Here is a 17,663-nt window from a genome sequence, read left to right as displayed (position 1 = left end):
GGCCGGCATGAGTTTCACCATCGCCTCCGTCAACGTTAACGGCATCCGCGCGGCCTGCAAACAGCGCAATGAGAACAACCCGGGTATGAACGCGTGGTTGGAGACCACGCCGGCCGACGTCGTCCTCATGCAGGAGGTGCGCGCCAACCCCGAGCAGACCCAGAAGGCCCTGGCCCCAGCCCTGGAGGCCGGATGGAACCTGGTGCAGGCCGAATCCGCCGCCAAGGGCCGCGCGGGCGTGGGCATCCTATCGAAGCATGCGCTTGGCGACGTCTCCGTAGGCTTCGGCTCCTTCGCCGAATCCGGCCGCTTCATCGCCGCCACCGTGGAAGGCGTGCGCGTGGCCTCTTTGTATCTGCCCTCCGGCGATACTGATTCCCCGAAGCAGGATGAGAAGTACCTCTTCTTGGATGAATTCTCTGAAGTTTTGGATGAGATGGCCGCGACGTATCCGGAGTCTGTTATCGGCGGTGATTGGAACATCTGCCACCGCGCCCAGGACTTGAAGAACAACAAGCCCAACGAGAAGAAGTCCGGACACTTGCCGGAGGAGCGAGCCTTCATGGACCGCGTTTTTGGCTCTTTCCCGGATGATGAGCCCCAGGAGAAGAAGGGGCTTGGGGACTGGCTCGGCGTGGTGGACTACGAAACCAAGACCGCCTGGGAGGCGGCCAAGGATCCGCAATGGTTTGACGTCGCCAGGCGCCTGCACCCGGAGGCCGAGGGGCCCTATACCTGGTGGACCTACCGCGGCCAGGCTTTCAACAACGACGCCGGGTGGCGCATTGACTATCAGGCTGCCACGAAGGCCATGCTGGAGCGCGCGCAGCGCACGTGGGTGGAGAAGGCGCCGACGGTGGAGGAGCGCTGGTCCGATCACTCTCCGCTTCTGGTGGAGTACAAGTAGCCCACATCAAGTAGTGGTACGATAATCCCGTCTTAACGTCCTTTTCTATTTCGCAGGAGATGCTCATGACCCGCGCAATCATCTACTTTGTCCTCGGCGCTATTCTGCTTGCCCTGGGTATCTGGTGGTGGACCATCGTCGGACCGTCCTTTGCCTTCCTTGGCCCGATCGTCCTCCAGGGTGTTGGCGGCGCGTTCATGGTGGCCGGTTTCGCCGTGATGATGGACGTTATTAGCCCGACCTCCCGCAAGATTTAACCGACGCAGCGCCTCCCCGGCGGAGGCGGCAGAGTAGAGTGATCAACCATGACTGACTCCACTTCTGCATCGACCTCCGCTTCTCGAGTCCTCTCTGGTATTCAGCCCACGGCGGACTCCTACCACCTGGGTAACTACCTTGGAGCGCTCAAGCAGTGGATTGACCTGCAAGACTCCCACGAGGCTTTTTACTTCATCCCGGACCTGCACGCCATCACAGTGGAGCAGAACCCGGAGGAGCTGCGCCACCGCACCGTGGCGGGCGCCGCGCAGCTCATCGCATTGGGCATTGACCCGGCGAAATCCACCCTCTTCGTACAATCCCACGTCCCCGCACACGCGGAGCTGACGTGGGTTTTGCAGTGCCTGACCGGCTTCGGTGAGGCTTCCCGCATGACCCAGTTCAAGGACAAGTCCCTCAAACAGGGCCAGGACCGCACGTCCGTGGGCCTATTTACCTATCCCGTCCTGATGGCCGCGGATATCCTCCTGTATTCCCCGCACTATGTGCCGGTGGGGGAGGATCAGCGCCAGCACCTTGAGCTCACCCGCAACCTGGCGGAGCGCTTCAACAACAAGTACGGCGAGGTCTTCCGTGTGCCGGAGGCCTTCATTCCGGAAGGTTCGGCCAAGATTTATGACCTGCAGGAGCCAACGGCCAAGATGTCGAAGTCGGGTGCTAACCCGAAGGGCATCGTAAACCTGCTCGATGCTCCCAAGACCTCCGCCAAGCGCATCAAGTCCGCGGTGACCGATGACCTTGGCGTGGTGGCCTTTGACCGCGAGAAGCAGCCCGGTGTGTCCAACCTGCTGGCCATTCAGTCCGCGCTGACTGGCGAGAGCATCCCGGACCTCGTGGACAAGTACGAGGGCCAGGGCTATGGCCACCTGAAGGTGGACACGGCGGAAGCACTTGAGGCTTTCACCACTCCGCTGAAGGCTCGCTACGACGAGCTCATGGAAGACCGCGGCGAGTTGGAGCGTATTTTGGCCAAGGGCGCCGAGCACGCCACGGAGATTGCCACCCCGCTCGTGGACAAGGTCTACGAGGCGGTGGGCTTTCTCCCCGCGCGTCGCGGCTGAGTTGGCTAGCATGATGAAGACTGTGTAGAGGATTCTGTAACTTATTTCTGTAATTCATAAAAAGGGGAAAGCCTGTGGCGCCAACGACTCAACCCGATGAGAAAAAGACTGATGATTACGGCATCGAGCGTGCATATGCCGATGAGCCGGGAGCGGTAGATAAGGTCCGCGAGAAGTCCGGTTTTATCGACCACATCATGAAGATGCTGGATCGCTACGGTAGCCAAGGCGGCAACCAGTTCGCGGCCGGAATTACGTATTTCTCGGTTCTTGCTATCTTCCCCATCTTCATGCTCACGGTGGCAGCCATCGCCACCGTGTTGGCCAATCGCCCCGATCTCATGCAACAACTGGAAGAGCAGATCGCGAACGCCGTGTCGGGCGATCTGGGGGATTCGATTACGGAGCTTCTCCATACCGCGATTGAACAGCGCGGTGCGATGTACGGCATCGGTGGCCTCACCACCCTGTGGTCTGGGCTCGGCTGGATGAATAACCTGCGCATCGGCATTTCGGCGATGTGGATGCAGGATCCGACTGACGCCCCGGGCAACTTTGTGACCAAGAAGCTCAGCGACCTGCTGGGGCTCATCGGCCTGCTCGTGGCCATGGTTATCGCCTTCGGCGTGACGGCGGCGGGTTCCTCCGGACTGACCCAAAAGATCTTCGAGTGGGTTGGTATCGAGTCCTTCCCAGGAATGGGAACGGTGCTGGTTATCGCCGGCATCGTGATCGGTCTCATCGCTAACTTCCTCGTCTTCTGGTGGATGGTGGCTTTCCTGCCGCGCACGAAGGTGCCCACCAAGTCTGGTCTGAAGGGCGCGGCTATCGGCGCTGTGATCTTTGAGGCCATCAAACAGCTGTCCACCATCATCATGTCCTCCGCGGCAGGCAACCCGGCCGGCGCCGTGTTTGGCCCGGTGATCGTCCTCATGGTGGTCATGTACTTGGTCTGGCGCGTCGTGCTTTACGTCTCCGCCTGGACAGCCACCACCGAGGAGTCCCTCGAGCTGCTGGTTCCGCCGGTTCCGGATCAGGCAGTCATCCGCGTCCGCAACGAGATCCGCCAGGGCCCGAACACGGGCGTGACCTTGGGCGCCGGTGCTGCCCTTGGTGCGGCCGCCGCGGGTGCGTGGGCCCTGCTGCGGCGAAAGTAGGGCGGGATGCTACCAGCGTCTTTTGCCCCGAACCTTTATACGCACTTCACCCTGGATTCGCGCGCGACCTCACGCGAGCTCAGCGTGCAGCTAGCGGCTGCCGACGCCCACCTCGAAGGCCTCGGCTACCTCCCCGAGGACTCCGAACGCGAGGAACTCGCCGTTGCCGCCCGCATTCTCTGCGAGCCCTCGTCCCGAGCCAGCTATGACCAAATGATGGAATCAGGTGCTCGGCTCACGTGGGCGCAGCTCGATGACTACGCCACTACCGGCCGCTGGGGCGAGAGCTATCATGCTGCCACACCCGCCGCGCCTGTTCAGGACGCCCCGCGCGCTACTCCTGGCACCCGAGTGCTTTTGGCCGTCATCGACTACGTCATTGCGGCGATTGGTGTGTCCCTCTTGCTAAGCGTCGGGGTATACAACTCCACTCTCAATGAGGTCTGGCTCACCAGTTTCTCGGGGATCATCACGGTGGCCTATTACATCTGCTTCGAAGTCCTAGTTGGGGCAACGCCGGCGAAGCTGATAGCTGGATACACGGTGCGCGATGTCACCACCCACAACAAGCTCACCTGGCAGCAGAGCATCAAGCGCAACTGGTGGCGCGTGGCCTCCCTCGTGCCGCTCATCGGCCCGCTCATTGCCTTCTTTGGTGCCCTGTACGTGGTGACCACGATTGGTCCGAAGAATGCGCTGCGCGGCCAGCACGACATTATGGCTAACGCCGAAGTAGTGAAAAAGTAGCAACCACTACGACCAGGAGAGTGACGAGCCCTGCCACGAGCCACCCAATCCAGCCCTGCGAGTCCCCAAAGGATGAAGACCCCGCAGTCGCCTCCGGGGTGGCGGGCGTGGACGGCGTGGTAGGAGCCGGGGTGGTTGGTGCAGATTCCGAGGGCTCCTCTTGTCCAGCCGCGAAATCATCCACAAGCCCTACGCCATCGCCGGGGCGGACGTCGGAGGCTTCGTCGAGAAGCATCTGCGCCTGCTCCCAAGCGCGGAAACCATGCTCGACGGTTGTATCGAGGAGGACCGCCTGCAGGCGGCGCCCGCCGCGATTAATCGCGCCGACGAAGGTATGGTGCGCGTCCTCGGTATAGCCCGTCTTGCCGCCGATACCATCCGGGTCGTTGAGGAAGAGCCCATTGTCGTTCCACAGCTCATAACCGGGCATGTCACCCCAGCCGGGAAACTCCACGTGCTCGGTATCGACGATGCGCGCGAAGGTGTCGTTGGCAAAAGCCGCGCGGTAGATCAACGAGATATCCGCCGCGGACGTCGACATGCCTGCCGCGTCCAAACCGGAGTAGCTCGCCGCCACCGTCGAGCGCGTGCCAATCTCCTGTGCCTTCGCGTTGACTTTCTCCAGCGCCTTCTCATCCCCGCCAACAGCCTGCGCGAGGGCGTGCGCGGCGTCGTTGCCGGAAGCCATGAGTAGACCCTGTAAAAGCTGCTCCACGGTATAGACACCATCGGGGCCGAGGCCGACGGCGGAGCCTTCGACGGAGGCGTCGTCAAGCGTGGCGGTGATGCGCTGGTCCAGGGGCAGCTCTTCGATGACCACGAGCGCCAGCAGCGCCTTGATGATGGAGGCTGGGCGGTAGCGCCCGTTGGGATCCTTCATGGCGATGATTTCGCCAGTATCCAGGTCGCTAACCATCCACGCCGAAGCCACAACGTCCTTATTGACCCGAAAACCGCGCGGGGCTGTCACACCGCACGCAGCGCCCTCAACCGCGGGAAGGGGAGTGGGCGCTTCCTGGCCAGGTGCCAACCTCTCAGAGGTGGTCGTCGGTTCCTCGGGAACAAGGGAATGCGGGCAGGAGTCGGTATCCGGCGCGGTGGTGCGCGTGGGCGATGAGGACTCTTCCTCTTCTGCAAACGCGGGCGGCGTCGCGGCTAAGGCGAGGGCAGTGAGGATCGCGGGGACATGTTTCATAGCGTGCTTAATCCTAGACCGCGTCCTAGGATGATCCTCATGCATGACGCACCTCTGATTAGCCCCGAAAATAAAGACTCCGGCGCTGAGATTTTCGCCGGTCTGCCCAAGGTGACGCTCTTGGCGCCGTTGCCCACGGATGCTTCCACCCCAGAGGAGCTCCGCGCGGCCACGCACGCTGTTGTGCAGGCGCTTGCCAGCGACCACGTGGTCTACGCCGAGCTCCGCCTGTGCCCCAGTGCTTTCTCCTTCGGTGCCGCCGAGGCGCTCGCTGCGGCGCGGGAAGGACTCGACGTTCCTGGAATTGATGCTCGCCTCCTCGTTGAGGGCGATGCCAATAGCTGGGATGTAGGCGAAGGCGTTGCTGGTGCTGCGCTGACAAAGTTGTCTGCGGCTGAGAAGCTCCGCGCAGATTTCATCCCGTGGGAGCGGGACGTTGCCTCCTATGAGGATGCCGTGGTGGCTGTGCAGGCGGGTGCGACACGCCTTGTGCACGCCACTGATCTTGTCGATGACTTCAGCGCTGATCTCGACGGCGTTCGCCCTGGCAAGGCATCCGCGTGGGTGCGGGATCGCCGCATCGCGTTGACCTTCGCGCCGCTGGAGGAGCTGCCCGCAGAGGAGCTGGCTGACCATCCTCTGCCGCTGCTGCAGCAGCTTGGCTTTACCTGCACCGTGGCAGGCGAGAAGCTCAGTGACGTTTTCCTGGCCCTGAGCGAGACCTTCGGCTATGGGCTGGAGGAGTTCTTCGATCTCACTATCAAGGCGATTGAGAACTCTTTTGCCAGTGAAGAAGACCGCCAGCGCCTCATCGAGCAGGAAATCCTACCCGCCTACGAGGAGCTAGCGGATCCGGAATTCGCGGAAGACGCTTCTGATGTGAACGCTTCCGAAGCGGAAGAAGACAGCGAGTCTTCCGAGTAAAAACTAGAAGCGGGAGAAGCGCTTCGTCAGCATTTCCTCCAGGCCCTTCCAGGACTCCGCGTGCTCGGTGTAGGGCTTGGAGGGCACGTAGCCTGCGTGCTCGGTGGAACCCAGCATGTAGCCCAGGTAGTCCTGGAAGCGCGGGTTCTGCAGCATGTAGGAGTTGATGGAGTCATCCCCGGCCCAGTCGGCGGCATCTGCGCAGACCTCGTAGCAACGGCTCATCTGGTCCGTATCAACGGATTCGGGGCCCTTTTCAATATCGCGGACAATGCCGTAGAAGCTGTACTGGTTATCCGGGTGAACGGTGACCTCGAGCTCACCAGCGTTCGCTGCGGCAACGACTTCCTCCCAGGTGGATACCTTTGCTAGGTCGTGGTCATCGTTTTCCATGATCCAGCGCACCAGCACCTTGGAGCTGGGGAAGGTGAAGATTTCGCCCCACTTGCCCAAGAAAACCGGCTTGCCGTCGAGGTAGGTGCGCAGGGTGTAGACCGTCCTCTGATCGGCGGTGATCTTCACCGGGTCGATGCCCGCGGCTGCCCAGGGGGAGCTGTCATAAGGATCGGCGGATTCTGCGGCGGCCTTGCGCTCTTCCTCGGCCTTCTTGCGGGCTTCCTCTGCTGCTTCGCTGGCGGCGGAGATGCGGGTGGCGGCGTTGGTGGTTGCATCCTGGGTGAAGTCAGAGGAAGGAACGACCTTGACCACCTTGTCGAGGTCTTCGATGACCGAGCGCCAGTTGCTGTGGATAACGCGGCCCACGCCGGACCACTCACTCATGCCCTGTTCACCGGCGTAGTGATCGGCTCCGCGGGCAGGGTTGCGCAGGATGGAGTGCGATGCGAAGAAGATGACGGTGTGTTCCGCGGCGCAGACCTCCGCTAGTGCCTGTGCAATCTCCAGGCAGCGTGCGACGGTGGACACGTTCTCGTGGCTGGGGCGGCCGGCCAGGTGCTTCGGCATGCCGATGAGGTCGTAGACGCGTTTCTTTTCTGGCACGACACGGTCCGCCGCTTGGGAATTAAAGGCTTCCCACTTCGGGTGGTCGAGCAAGTCGTGCTTCGTGCCGGATTCGAGGAAGCAGAGCATCTCGGCTTCGGTGTTAAAGAGCAGGACGGATTCGTCGTCACCGAGAAAGGCCTGCCACTCGGAACCGTTCTGGCGCCACTTTGGCGCCCATAGGGTATAAAAATCGCCCTCAGAAAGGGAGAGCTTGATGGGGACAATAGCGCGGGTGTTCATGGGCAAATAGTCTACCCTGTGGGCCTCCAGAAGCCTTTGAAAGCCATCCCCATGTTGTTGGTGCGCAGTGGATTGGTTTGCACGGGGCTGCCGGCCTCCACCATCTGCCCGTCACCGGAGTACATGGCCACATGCCCATCCCACACAACGAGGTCGCCGGGCTGCAGCTCATCCGCGCTCACCTGGCGGCCCACGGTCTGGCTTTCAGCGGTGCGCGGCAGTTCCACCCCAGCCTGGCGCCAAGCCCATTGGGTTAGCCCCGAGCAATCGAAGCTGCCGTTGCCGGTGCCGCCCCATCCATAGGGTGTGCCCAGCTGGGAGAGTGCGGCTTGCACCGCGGCCTGGCCTTGCGCGCTTCCTTTGCTATCAGAGGACGAGGACGTGGTCAGCGCGTGGCGTGCTCCGCCTTCCTCCTGCGGACCGCGCACTGAAGGGCGCACCGCGCGTTGTGCAATGGGCACGAGGGGCGCGGCCGCCTGAAGGAGCTCCCCGGCCAGCTGCTTTACGCGCAGCATCGCCTTGCCGACGTACTCCATTGCCAAGGCCTGCAAAGCCGAGCGGGCTGCGGCCTGTGTGGCTGGGTTGGGGATGAGCAAGCCCAAGGCTAAAGGCAGTCCGCGCTGGAGCAGCTCGAATCCCAGCCCGATGAGGTCCCTGACGGCCGCCGAGATGAGCCCGCGCGCGGAATCTAGCGCAGAGCGCGCCGTGGAAAGGTCCTCGGTGGCCTGGCGTGCGGTGGCGAAAAGCGCCCGCGGATCTCCGTGCGCTATCTCCGCTAAGGGCCCGGCAGCAGTGAGATCGGGCACAGTGGGCAGGGAGACATCGGGAAGCTGTGCCGGCTGCATCCGGGCGATGTGAGCGAGTGCTGACTCCAACATCACAGACCTCCACAGGCGCTAGCAAGAGCACCGTCAGCGTCCTCGGCCTCGCGGGCCATGCGGAAGCTGGAGTCCGCCACAGCTCCGGCATCCGCCCTGACCTGGGCAAGGCGGGCAGCGAGGTTTTCCATGGCGGAGTTAAATGCGCCGGTGAAGCCACCCAGAACGGAATCTATAGGTAACGCAGGAGGGGGAGTGGCGGAGGCTTGGGAGACGGTGGCCAGTTCGTGTGCCAGCCGGCGGGTGTATTCGGTGTCAATAGTGAATGTGTCAAAGCTAGTCATGCCTTTTTAGACTGCGCCGCCCGCTGATCGGTTCCCGGCGGATTCTTATACAGTGAAGGGCATGGATATCCACGTAGTAGACCACCCCCTCGCCGCCTCCCGGCTCACGCTGATGCGTGATGCCCGCAGCGATAACACCGCTTTCCGTGCCGCCCTGCGAGACCTGGGCACCATGCTGGTGTATGAAGCAGCCCGTGATTTGCCCGTCGAGCATTTTGATTGCGTCACTCCCGTCGCCACGGCGGAGGGCACCCGCCTGCAAAACCCGCCGATTATCGTGCCCATCATCCGTGCTGGTCTGGGCATGATTGACCCGGCCCTGTCCATGATTCCGGATGCCCAGGTCGGCTTCATCGGTATGGCGCGAGATGAGGAAACCCACGAGCCGGTGCCTTATCTGGAGGCCCTACCGGAGGATCTCAGCGGCCGCAGCGTCTTCGTGGTTGACCCGATGCTCGCCACGGGTGGTTCCCTCCTGCACTCCCTGAAGCTCCTTGCGGACCGTGGCGCTACCGACATCACGGCGATTTGCATGGTCTCCGCCCAGCCGGGCGTTGATGCGCTGGCTAACTCGGGCTTGCCAGTTTGCTTGGTCACCGCAGCGATTGATCCGGCCCTCAACGAGGACGCTTATATCGTGCCGGGGCTGGGTGACGCCGGCGATCGCCTCTACGGCCCCCGTAATATCGACCTGTAGCGAAACCGTCGGTCAGGGCAGACCGCTCAGTATATCTAGCGTGTGACCTGCCCGGCTAACTGAACCGCATGGTCTAGTTGTAGACTCTTCCCAAGAGGAAACCACGGAGGAGGAAGCAGTGATCTCGGACTACGTCAGTGAGTGGTTCAGCAACCACCGCGCGGAGGTCATCGCGTGGCGCCGCCATATTCACCGCCACCCGGAGACTTCCAATAACGAGGTGGAAACCACCCGCTTCCTGTCCCGCACCCTGCGCGAGTACGGCTTGGAGCCGCATCTTTTCCCCGAGACCGGCCTCATGGTGGACATCGGCCCCGATACGGAACTCGGACGCCTTGCCTTCCGCGCCGATATTGACGCGCTGCCCGTCACCGAAGTCACCGGACTCGAATACACCTCCGAGGTCCCCGGCGTCATGCACGCGTGTGGGCATGACATACACACCACCATTGCGCTGGCCACGGCCTGCGCCCTGGCGGACCTTAATCGCGAGCATCCGCTAGATTTCGGTGTTCGTGTCATCTTCCAGCCCGCTGAGGAAGTATGGGTGGGCGGCGCCACCGATGTCATCGAGTGGGGTGCGCTCGAAGGCGTGAACTCCATCTTTGCCGTGCACGTCGAACCAAAGCTGCGCGTCGGGCGTATCGGCGTTCGCGCTGGGGCGATCACCTCCGCGACCGATGTTGTGGAAATCAACGTCTCCGGCCCCGGCGGGCATACCTCGCGCCCGCACTTGTCGGCGGACGTCGTCTATGCGCTGGGCAAGCTGCTGACGGACCTGCCAGGTTTGCTCTCACGCCGCGTCGATCCGCGCACCGGCACCGTCTTGGTCTTCGGCCAGGTGAATTCCGGCTATGCCCCGAACGCGATCCCTGAGACCGGCTCTGTGTCTGGCACTATGCGCACGGCAGACATCGGAATCTGGCGGGATATGCAAACGCTCTTCTCCGAGTTGGTGGAACAGGTGCTAGCGCCCCTGGGTGTGGAGCATGAGCTGGTCTACCACCGTGGGGTTCCGCCCGTGCTTAATGACGACGTCTCTACCGCCCTCCTTGCCAGCGCTGCCCAGGCCATTGACCCGCAGGCTGTGGTTCAGGCGCCGCAGTCTTCCGGCGGCGAGGATTTCTCGTGGTACCTAGAAAAGGTGCCCGGCTCCATGGCTCGCCTTGGCTGCTGGTCCGGTGAAGGCGAGCAGCATGATCTGCATATGGGTGATTTGGCCCCCGATGAGCGAGCCATCGGCGTGGGCGTCAAACTCTTCGGCTCCGTGGCGGAGCAGTTTGCCAACGTGGAGGATTAAGCGCCTAAGCACTACACTGTGACAAGGATTTCCCAGAGTTCTTATAGGCAGAATTTTAAAAAAGGAGCGACAGTGTCACAGGAAGCCCCCCGCATCGTAATCATCGGCGGTGGCCCCGCAGGCTACGAGGCTGCGACCGCCGGCGCCAAGTACGGCGCGCACATTACGTTGATTGAGGAACAGGGCCCCGGTGGCTCCTCCGTTCTCTTGGACTGCGTGCCCTCGAAGTCCTTCATCGCTGGCGCCAACATTCGCACCGACTTCCGCCGCGCCGATGACATGGGCCTGAACCACCAGCTCAGCTCCTTGCAGCTGAGCCTGGAGGCCCTCAACGGCCGTGTTCAGGCGCTGGCTGCTAACCAGTCCCGTGACGTCCGTGCGGGCCTAGAGAAGATCGGCGTCAAGGTCATTGATGGGCGCGCTGCCTTTTCTGAGGATCAGCATGGCGTGAAGGGGGCAGCGCACAAGGTTGATGTCACCCATAAGGATGGCACCACTGAGACCCTCGACGCGGACCTCGTCCTCGTTGCTACCGGTGCCACCCCGCGCATTCTGCCGGGCGCGCAGCCGGACGGCGAGCGCATCCTCACCTGGCAGCAGGTCTATGACCTCAAGGAGGAGCCGGAGCACCTCATCGTCGTCGGCTCCGGCGTGACCGGTGCTGAGTTCGTTTCCGCCTTCGCCGAGATGGGCGTGCGCGTGACCATGGTGGCTTCCCGCGACCGCATTCTGCCGCACGACGACGCCGACGCTGCCGACGTCCTCGAGACCGTCCTGGCTGAGCGCGGCGTGGAGCTGGAGAAGAACTGCCGCGTGGAGACAGTCTCCCGCACTGAGGACGGCAACGTCGTGGTCAAGACCCAGGATGGTCGCGAGATCCATGGTTCCCACGTCATCATGTCCATCGGTTCCATCCCGAATACCAAGAACCTCGGCTTGGAGCACGTTGGTGTGGCTACCACGAAGTCCGGCCACATCGAGGTTGACCGCGTTTCCCGCACCAATGTCGCTGGCATCTATGCCGCCGGCGACTGCTCCGACCTGTTCCCGCTGGCTTCCGTTGCCGCGATGCAGGGCCGTATCGCTATGTACCACTCCCTGGGTGAGGGCGTGTCCCCGCTGCGCCTGAAGACCGTAGCAACCGCCGTGTTTACCCGCCCAGAAATTGCTGCTGTGGGCTTTACCCAGGCGGAGATTGAGGCCGGTGAGGTTGCCGCCCGCACCATCACGATGCCGTTGAATACCAACCCGCGCGCCAAGATGCGCTCGCTGCAGCACGGCTTTGTCAAGCTCTTCTGCCGTGCGACCTCCGGCCGCGTCATCGGTGGCGTGATTGTTGCTCCGACCGCCTCCGAGCTTATTCTGCCCATCGCGGTCGCCGTGACCAACCAGCTCACCGTGAACCAGCTAGCGGATTCCCTGGCGGTCTACCCGTCCCTGTCCGGCACCATCACGGAGGCGGCCCGCCGCCTCGTTGCCCACGATGACCTTGAGTAAAGACCTCGCTTAAATCAGACCCGGGTCTGATTTATCTACGGCCCGCTCTTATAAGCCCAGTGTGCTCACCGCATGCTGGGCTTCTTCCATGGTGAACTGCTCGCCGTATTCACTGGTGAGCTGCATAAGGGTTGGGCATGAGAGAGAACCTCCTGCGTAGGTGAGGGAAGAGAACTCGGCGTGGTGCCGAACACGTCCTATCTTGGCAAGCCCACCGGACATCGCAGTAGGAAATTCGAAAGCCTAGGCGAAAATGAAAGAACTATGAGGTGGCATAAGCCGAAACCGGCGTGGCATTGAGGTCGAGGCTGACGGGCCGCCCCACCTGTGGGAAGGCACGCTGCGGGCACGCTGGACGTGGGCAGGCGGCGCAGCCAGGGCCGATGGGGGTCGCCTCAGAAGGGGAGAGGTTGAGCGCATCCGCGTAGACCACGCGATCCGCCTGTGCGATATCGCAGCCTAAGCCCACGACGAATTCTTTGCGCGGCGTGCCCCAGGCCTGGGCCTGGCCTTGGACGAAGCGCGCAATCCACAAGTAGGTGTGGTCATCGGGCATCGAGGCCACCTGCCTCGTGATGCGGTTGGGCGTTTCAAAAGCGCGGTGCACGACCCACAACGGGCAGGAGCCGCCGCTGCGGGCGAAGTGGAAAGCGGTGGAGGACTGGCGCTTGGAAATATTTCCTGCGCGGTCGGTGCGGATGAAGGAGAAGGGAACGCCTTGGTGGCCGGGTCGCTGTAACGTCGACAAGCGCTGCGCGGTGGTCTCGAAACCAGTGCCAAAGGCCGTCGCGATGACGTCGATGTCATAGCGCGTTTCCTCCGCAGTGGCGAGGAACTGGGTATAAGGCATGGTCACGGCGGCGGCAAAATATTGCGCGAGGCCCAGCGTGCCAATAGTCTGTGCTTCCTCGCCCGGCAATTCGGCGACGAGTTCCGCGCAATGCTCCGGGTAGGCCAGCAGGCAGTACTGGAGCGCCATTTCAAAGACGAGTTGGGATTCCGTAAGGCCCGCGCGCAGGTGCAACTCGCGGTCGTGGAAGGTGCGGCGCCGTGGTGAAGAGGAGGAGAATCGCGTCGTGACACCGAATTCATCCTGCAAGACGGAAGCTAAGCGCCCGCGGCGCAGGACTCGGTCTCCGAGCGAATCGGAGAGCTCCTCGGCGGCTATGTCGAGGCTATGGACGTAGTTGTGGGCGTCGTAGAAGAAGTCACGGACCGCTTCGAAAGGGCCGGGTTCGGCGGGGGTGTGTGCGGCGGCGTCGACAAGCCGGGGTAAAAGTTCGGGGAAGCGCCCGCTTAAGTCAGTAAGGGTGGCTTCGGAGGCTTCGGGGAAGAGCTGGCGCAGCTCGGCGAGAGCGCGCAGATCGCGGTCCCCTGCAAAGTACGTGGCGTCAACGCCGAAGCGCTGGGTCAGCTGCAGGAGGACGGTGACGGTGAGGGGGCGCTGATCATTCTCCAGCTGGTTGAGGTAGCTGGTGGATAGCCCCAGCTGCTTCGCCATGGCGGCTTGTGTGAGTTTGCGTTCCTTGCGTAGTGCGTGGATTCTCGCCCCCGCGTAGTGCTTAGTCACAGTCTGCTTCCTCCTAAAAGATTGCTCTAGCTGGGGATTCCACAAGTTTTGCAACTAACGCAAATCCCTGCAACAGATAGTCACAGTTTACACATGTGGCAGGTCACACGGGGTGGGGTTAGTGTGATGCCTATCGCAATCGTTGTTCTGGTCTAGGAGGGAATCCCGTTGATTAATCACGAAGTACGTACCCACAAGTCCGCCGAGGACTTTCCTATTGAAGAGCACTTGGCCTACAAGGTTGCCAAGGTAGCTGCCGATCCCGTCGAGGTTCCGGCCGAGACCACCGAGATGATCATCAACCGCATCATCGATAACGCCTCCGTGGCCGTTGCCTCCGCCACCCGCCGCCCGGTTACCTCCGCCCGCGTCATTGCGCAGGCCCACCCGGTGCAGGAAGGCGGCGCCACCATCTTCGGCGTGGACGGTAACTACTCCGCCGAATGGGCAGCCCTGGCTAATGGCACTGCCGTGCGTGAGCTGGACTACCACGACACCTTCCTTGCTGCCGACTATTCCCACCCAGGCGATAACATCCCGCCGATTCTCGCCGTGGCTCAGCACAAGGGCCTGACCGGCAAGGACCTCATCCGTGGCCTGGCTACTGGCTACGAAATCCAGGTTAACCTGGTCAAGGGCATCTGCCTCCACGAGTGGAAGATTGACCACGTGGCACACCTTGGTCCGTCCGTCGCCGCGGGTATCGGCACCATGTTGAACCTCGATGTGGACACCATCTACCAGGCCATCGGCCAGGCACTGCACACCACCACCGCCACCCGCCAGTCCCGCAAGGGCCTGATTTCCTCCTGGAAGGCCTACGCCCCAGCCTTCGCGGGCAAGATGGCCATCGAGGCAGTGGACCGCTCCATGCGCGGCGAGGGTGCCCCGGCCCCGATTTGGGAAGGTGAGGACGGCTTCATCGCCTGGATGCTGCACTCCCCGGAGCGCACCTACACCGTCCCCCTTCCGGCGGAGGGTGAAGAAAAGCGCGCCATCCTGGACACCTACACCAAGGAGCACTCCGCGGAGTACCAGGCACAGGCCCCGATCGACATGGCCTTTGCCCTCAAGAAGACCCTCGCGGAGAAGGGCCTGAAGACGGAGGACATCGAGTCCATCGTCCTGCACACCTCGCACCACACCCACTACGTCATCGGCACCGGCGCTAACGACCCGCAGAAGATGGATCCGAACGCCTCCCGCGAGACCCTGGACCACTCCATCATGTACATCTTCGCCGTAGCCCTGCAGGACGGCGAGTGGGACTACGAGACCTCCTACTCTGACGAGCGCAAGCACCGTCAGGACACCATCGACCTGTGGCACAAGATTTCCACCGTCGAGGACCCGGAGTGGACCCGCCGCTACCACTCCAACGACCTGGATGAGAAGGCTTTCGGCGGCAAGGCCGTCATCACCTTCAAGGACGGCACCGTCATTGAGGATGAGCGCGCGGTGGCCGACGCCCACCCGCTCGGCGCCCGCCCCTTCGGCCGCGAGGAGTACATCAACAAGTTCAAGAAGCTCGCTGCCGGCAAGGTCTCGGAGGAGGAGCAGGAGCGTTTCCTCGCTGCCGCGCAGAACCTGGAGAACCTCACCGACCTGAACGAACTCAACGTTCGCCTCACCGACGAGGCTATCGCCACCGCACCCGAGACCCCGAAGGGACTGTTCTAAATGGCTGGCCTATTTGGCTCCACTATCAGCAACGCAGACAAGCGCAAGAGCTTTCGCGAGGCACTGAACGCACCGGAAATCACCACGCTGCCGGGCGCCTTCAACCCGCTCACCGCGCGCCTTATCCAGGATCTCGGTGGCTTCGGCGGCGTGTACGTCTCCGGCGCGGTGCTGGCCAATGACCTGGGCCTGCCGGATATCGGCCTGACTACGCTCACCGAGGTGGCGCAGCGCGCTGGGCACATTGCCCGTGCCACGGATTTGCCTGTGCTTGTCGACGCCGACACCGGCTTCGGCGAGCCCATGTCCGCCGCCCGCACGGTTGCCGCGCTGGAGGACGCCGGTCTAGCCGGCTGCCACCTGGAGGATCAGGTCAACCCGAAGCGCTGCGGTCACCTCGATGGCAAGGAAGTGGTGCCGACGGATCTTATGGTTCGCCGCATCACCGCCGCCGTCAACGAGCGCCGCGATGAGAACTTCATCATCTGTGCGCGTACCGATGCCGCCGGCATCCACGGCATCGATGAGGCCATCGAACGTGCCAAGGCCTACGCCGATGCCGGCGCGGACCTCATCTTCACCGAGGCCTTGTACTCGCCGGAGGACTTCGAAAAGTTCCGCGCCGCCGTGGATACCCCGCTGCTGGCCAACATGACGGAGTTTGGCAAGACCGAGCTGCTGTCGGCTAAGCGCATTGAGGACTTGGGCTACAACGCCGTCATCTGGCCGGTGTCCACCCTGCGCGTGGCTATGGGTGCTACCGAAGAGTTCCTCCGCGACATGCAGGAAACCGGCCTGCAATCCGAGGAGTGGCTCGAGCGCATGCAGCACCGCTCTCGCCTCTACGAGCTGGTGCGCTACGACGAGTACAACGCCTTCGACCAGAGCGTGTTCACGTACTCCAAGGACAGCTACAAGCCCACCTTTGACTAATCCCCCCGGCCTAGCCCACACGCTAGGCCCCCCCCACTTAAGGAGAAACACCATGTCTGAAACCCCAGAGATCCGCAAGGGCCTGTACGGCGTTGTCGTCGACGAGACCGCCGTGTCCAAGGTTGTCCCGGAGACCAACTCCCTGACCTACCGTGGCTACCCGGTGCAGGAGCTGGCCCGCTACTGCTCCTTCGAGGAGGTTGCCTACCTGCTGTGGAATGGCGAGCTGCCGACCCAGGATGAGCTGGTCCGCTTCTCCGCCCGTGAGAAGGCACTGCGTCACCTGGACCGCCACCTCATCGACCTGATCACCTCCATGCCGAAGTCCTGCCACCCGATGGACGTGCTGCGTACCGCAGTCTCCTTCATCGGCTCCCAGGATCCGGAGGAGTACACCAAGGACTCCGAGCACATCCGCCGCACCGCGCTGGAGCTCATGGCGAAGCTGCCGACCATCGTCGCACTCGACATCCGTCGCCGCCGTGGCGAGGGATACCTCGAGCCTTCCCGTAAGAAGGGCTTTGCGGAGAACTTCCTGTGGATGGTCTTCGGTGAGGAGGAAGGCTCCCCAGCCCTCTCGCGCTCCGATATCGAGGCCTTTGATAAGTCCCTCATCCTCTACGCGGAGCACTCCTTCAACGCTTCCACCTTCGCTGCCCGCGTGGTGACCTCCACGATGTCCGATACCTACTCCGCTGTTACCGCCGCCATCGGCGCCCTCAAGGGCCCGCTACACGGTGGTGCTAACGAGGCCGTGATGAAGAACTTCCTGGAGGTCGGTGACCCGGCCAAGGCAGAGGAGTGGACGCTCAACAAGCTCAAGAACAAGGAGCTCGTCATGGGCTTCGGTCACCGCGTGTACAAGAACGGTGACTCCCGTGTTCCGACCATGGAGGCTGCCTTCCGCGAGCTGGCCAAGGACCACGGCCAGGAGCAGTGGGTGGAGATGTACGAGAAGATGGCTAAGACCATGTACGAGAACACCTCCATCAAGATCCAGCCGAACCTGGACTTCCCGGCTGGCCCCGCGTACCACATCTTGGGCTTCGACATCGAGTTCTTCACCCCGATCTTCGTGATGGCCCGCATCACTGGCTGGACCGCACACATCGTGGAGCAGAACGAGAACAACTCCCTCATTCGCCCGCTGTCTGCTTACAACGGCAAGGAGCAGCGCTCCGTTCCTCCGAAGCAGATCTAAGAGAAGCGGACCTAGTCAGCGTAAAACCAGCGCACGAAACTTTCTTCTCGTGGGCTGGTTTTCTTCTTTGTCCGACTATGTGCAGCGTGTGGATTCCTGTTGACATATAAG

General features: G+C 62.4%; 18 protein-coding genes. 12 read left to right on the top strand and 6 right to left on the bottom strand.

The features are described 5' to 3' along the window. Positions 1 to 7: 7 nt before the first annotated feature. From HMPREF2781_RS03290 to HMPREF2781_RS03270, 5 genes are all read left to right on the top strand, one after another. Complete coding sequence (locus HMPREF2781_RS03290) at positions 8 to 907, top strand: exodeoxyribonuclease III (protein WP_070446419.1); 900 nt, start codon at positions 8 to 10, stop codon at positions 905 to 907. Between the two features lie 65 nt (positions 908 to 972). Next, positions 973 to 1,164 carry a hypothetical protein gene (locus HMPREF2781_RS03285; RefSeq protein WP_049157254.1) on the top strand — a complete coding sequence of 64 codons (192 nt, stop codon included), beginning with the start codon at positions 973 to 975 and terminating at the stop codon, positions 1,162 to 1,164. 48 nt (positions 1,165 to 1,212) lie between these two features. Continuing rightward, the gene (trpS, locus tag HMPREF2781_RS03280; RefSeq protein ID WP_070446415.1) at positions 1,213 to 2,247 is read left to right on the top strand and encodes a tryptophan--tRNA ligase; all 1,035 of its coding nucleotides are present in this window, start codon (positions 1,213 to 1,215) and stop codon (positions 2,245 to 2,247) included. A gap of 74 nt (positions 2,248 to 2,321) precedes the next feature. Beyond that, complete coding sequence (locus HMPREF2781_RS03275) at positions 2,322 to 3,404, top strand: YhjD/YihY/BrkB family envelope integrity protein (RefSeq protein WP_070446413.1); 1,083 nt, start codon at positions 2,322 to 2,324, stop codon at positions 3,402 to 3,404. 6 nt (positions 3,405 to 3,410) lie between these two features. Then, positions 3,411 to 4,151: an RDD family protein gene (locus HMPREF2781_RS03270; protein ID WP_070644378.1), complete on the top strand. Its 741-nt coding sequence runs from the start codon at positions 3,411 to 3,413 to the stop codon at positions 4,149 to 4,151. On the opposite strand, the gene HMPREF2781_RS03265 is transcribed toward HMPREF2781_RS03270, so the two are convergent. After that, a complete protein-coding gene (locus HMPREF2781_RS03265; RefSeq protein ID WP_070644376.1) occupies positions 4,126 to 5,346 on the bottom strand; it encodes a D-alanyl-D-alanine carboxypeptidase family protein in 1,221 nt (406 codons plus the stop codon). The two genes, HMPREF2781_RS03270 and HMPREF2781_RS03265, sit on opposite strands and share 26 nt — an antisense overlap. Positions 5,347 to 5,385: 39 nt before the next feature. On the opposite strand from HMPREF2781_RS03265, the gene HMPREF2781_RS03260 reads away from it, so the two are divergent. Next, positions 5,386 to 6,270, top strand: a complete 885-nt coding sequence (locus tag HMPREF2781_RS03260) for an amidohydrolase family protein (RefSeq protein ID WP_201828658.1) — start codon at positions 5,386 to 5,388, stop codon at positions 6,268 to 6,270. Positions 6,271 to 6,273: 3 nt separating this feature from the next. On the opposite strand, the gene HMPREF2781_RS03255 is transcribed toward HMPREF2781_RS03260, so the two are convergent. From HMPREF2781_RS03255 to HMPREF2781_RS03245, 3 genes are read right to left on the bottom strand one after another with little or no spacing between them, the layout of a single operon-like run. Beyond that, the gene (locus tag HMPREF2781_RS03255; RefSeq protein ID WP_070446405.1) at positions 6,274 to 7,512 is read right to left on the bottom strand and encodes a hypothetical protein; all 1,239 of its coding nucleotides are present in this window, start codon (positions 7,510 to 7,512) and stop codon (positions 6,274 to 6,276) included. Between the two features lie 11 nt (positions 7,513 to 7,523). After that, positions 7,524 to 8,390 carry a C40 family peptidase gene (locus tag HMPREF2781_RS03250; RefSeq protein ID WP_070446404.1) on the bottom strand — a complete coding sequence of 289 codons (867 nt, stop codon included), beginning with the start codon at positions 8,388 to 8,390 and terminating at the stop codon, positions 7,524 to 7,526. Next, entirely contained in the window at positions 8,390 to 8,674 is a 285-nt protein-coding gene (locus tag HMPREF2781_RS03245; RefSeq protein ID WP_070521391.1) for a hypothetical protein, read from the bottom strand. Before HMPREF2781_RS03245 ends, HMPREF2781_RS03250 begins: the two co-directional genes overlap by 1 nt. 61 nt (positions 8,675 to 8,735) lie before the next feature. Between HMPREF2781_RS03245 and upp the strand changes: the two genes are divergently transcribed. The 3 genes from upp (at position 8,736) to HMPREF2781_RS03230 (ending at position 12,168) form a co-directional block, all read left to right on the top strand. Beyond that, positions 8,736 to 9,371: a uracil phosphoribosyltransferase gene (gene upp / locus HMPREF2781_RS03240; protein ID WP_070644462.1), complete on the top strand. Its 636-nt coding sequence runs from the start codon at positions 8,736 to 8,738 to the stop codon at positions 9,369 to 9,371. Positions 9,372 to 9,489: 118 nt separating this feature from the next. After that, positions 9,490 to 10,671 (top strand): M20 family metallopeptidase, encoded by a 1,182-nt coding sequence (locus tag HMPREF2781_RS03235; protein ID WP_070446401.1) that lies wholly within the window; start codon positions 9,490 to 9,492, stop codon positions 10,669 to 10,671. Between the two features lie 72 nt (positions 10,672 to 10,743). Next, positions 10,744 to 12,168 carry an NAD(P)H-quinone dehydrogenase gene (locus HMPREF2781_RS03230; protein ID WP_070446399.1) on the top strand — a complete coding sequence of 475 codons (1,425 nt, stop codon included), beginning with the start codon at positions 10,744 to 10,746 and terminating at the stop codon, positions 12,166 to 12,168. Positions 12,169 to 12,216: 48 nt separating this feature from the next. Here HMPREF2781_RS03230 and HMPREF2781_RS12140 read toward each other — a convergent pair whose 3' ends face one another. Both HMPREF2781_RS12140 and HMPREF2781_RS03225 read right to left on the bottom strand, forming a co-directional pair. Then, on the bottom strand, positions 12,217 to 12,294 hold the full coding sequence (locus HMPREF2781_RS12140; protein ID WP_236659433.1) for an Ltp family lipoprotein: 78 nt from the start codon (positions 12,292 to 12,294) through the stop codon (positions 12,217 to 12,219). A gap of 136 nt (positions 12,295 to 12,430) precedes the next feature. Next, positions 12,431 to 13,738 carry a short-chain fatty acyl-CoA regulator family protein gene (locus tag HMPREF2781_RS03225; protein ID WP_070644374.1) on the bottom strand — a complete coding sequence of 436 codons (1,308 nt, stop codon included), beginning with the start codon at positions 13,736 to 13,738 and terminating at the stop codon, positions 12,431 to 12,433. A 168-nt stretch (positions 13,739 to 13,906) separates the two neighbouring features. Between HMPREF2781_RS03225 and prpD the strand changes: the two genes are divergently transcribed. The 3 genes from prpD to HMPREF2781_RS03210 are packed head-to-tail and all read left to right on the top strand — an operon-like array spanning position 13,907 to position 17,552. After that, entirely contained in the window at positions 13,907 to 15,418 is a 1,512-nt protein-coding gene (gene prpD / locus HMPREF2781_RS03220; RefSeq protein ID WP_070644372.1) for a 2-methylcitrate dehydratase PrpD, read from the top strand. After that, positions 15,419 to 16,351, top strand: coding sequence for a methylisocitrate lyase (gene prpB / locus HMPREF2781_RS03215; RefSeq protein WP_070521380.1), 933 nt, complete (start codon positions 15,419 to 15,421; stop codon positions 16,349 to 16,351). It abuts the gene before it with no gap. Between the two features lie 52 nt (positions 16,352 to 16,403). Further along, positions 16,404 to 17,552, top strand: a complete 1,149-nt coding sequence (locus tag HMPREF2781_RS03210; protein WP_070446391.1) for a bifunctional 2-methylcitrate synthase/citrate synthase — start codon at positions 16,404 to 16,406, stop codon at positions 17,550 to 17,552. Positions 17,553 to 17,663 lie beyond the last annotated feature (111 nt).

The organism is Corynebacterium sp. HMSC062A03 (assembly GCF_001811145.1).
In the GTDB taxonomy this organism is placed as follows: Bacteria; Actinomycetota; Actinomycetes; order Mycobacteriales; family Mycobacteriaceae; genus Corynebacterium; species Corynebacterium aurimucosum.
This window is presented reverse-complemented; position numbering and strand designations above follow the sequence as displayed.

Excerpts from the sequence above, each read along its gene's own strand:
- HMPREF2781_RS03290 (WP_070446419.1), top strand. The coding sequence starts at position 8 with ATGAGTTTCACCATCGCCTCCGTCAACGTTAACGGCATCCGCGCGGCC.
- HMPREF2781_RS03285 (WP_049157254.1), top strand. The coding sequence starts at position 973 with ATGACCCGCGCAATCATCTACTTTGTCCTCGGCGCTATTCTGCTTGCC.
- trpS (WP_070446415.1), top strand. The coding sequence starts at position 1,213 with ATGACTGACTCCACTTCTGCATCGACCTCCGCTTCTCGAGTCCTCTCT.
- HMPREF2781_RS03270 (WP_070644378.1), top strand. The coding sequence starts at position 3,411 with ATGCTACCAGCGTCTTTTGCCCCGAACCTTTATACGCACTTCACCCTG.
- HMPREF2781_RS03265 (WP_070644376.1), bottom strand. The coding sequence starts at position 5,346 with ATGAAACATGTCCCCGCGATCCTCACTGCCCTCGCCTTAGCCGCGACG.
- HMPREF2781_RS03260 (WP_201828658.1), top strand. The coding sequence starts at position 5,386 with ATGCATGACGCACCTCTGATTAGCCCCGAAAATAAAGACTCCGGCGCT.
- HMPREF2781_RS03255 (WP_070446405.1), bottom strand. The coding sequence starts at position 7,512 with ATGAACACCCGCGCTATTGTCCCCATCAAGCTCTCCCTTTCTGAGGGC.
- HMPREF2781_RS03250 (WP_070446404.1), bottom strand. The coding sequence starts at position 8,390 with ATGTTGGAGTCAGCACTCGCTCACATCGCCCGGATGCAGCCGGCACAG.
- HMPREF2781_RS03245 (WP_070521391.1), bottom strand. The coding sequence starts at position 8,674 with ATGACTAGCTTTGACACATTCACTATTGACACCGAATACACCCGCCGG.
- upp (WP_070644462.1), top strand. The coding sequence starts at position 8,736 with ATGGATATCCACGTAGTAGACCACCCCCTCGCCGCCTCCCGGCTCACG.
- HMPREF2781_RS12140 (WP_236659433.1), bottom strand. The coding sequence starts at position 12,294 with ATGCAGCTCACCAGTGAATACGGCGAGCAGTTCACCATGGAAGAAGCC.
- prpB (WP_070521380.1), top strand. The coding sequence starts at position 15,419 with ATGGCTGGCCTATTTGGCTCCACTATCAGCAACGCAGACAAGCGCAAG.
- HMPREF2781_RS03210 (WP_070446391.1), top strand. The coding sequence starts at position 16,404 with ATGTCTGAAACCCCAGAGATCCGCAAGGGCCTGTACGGCGTTGTCGTC.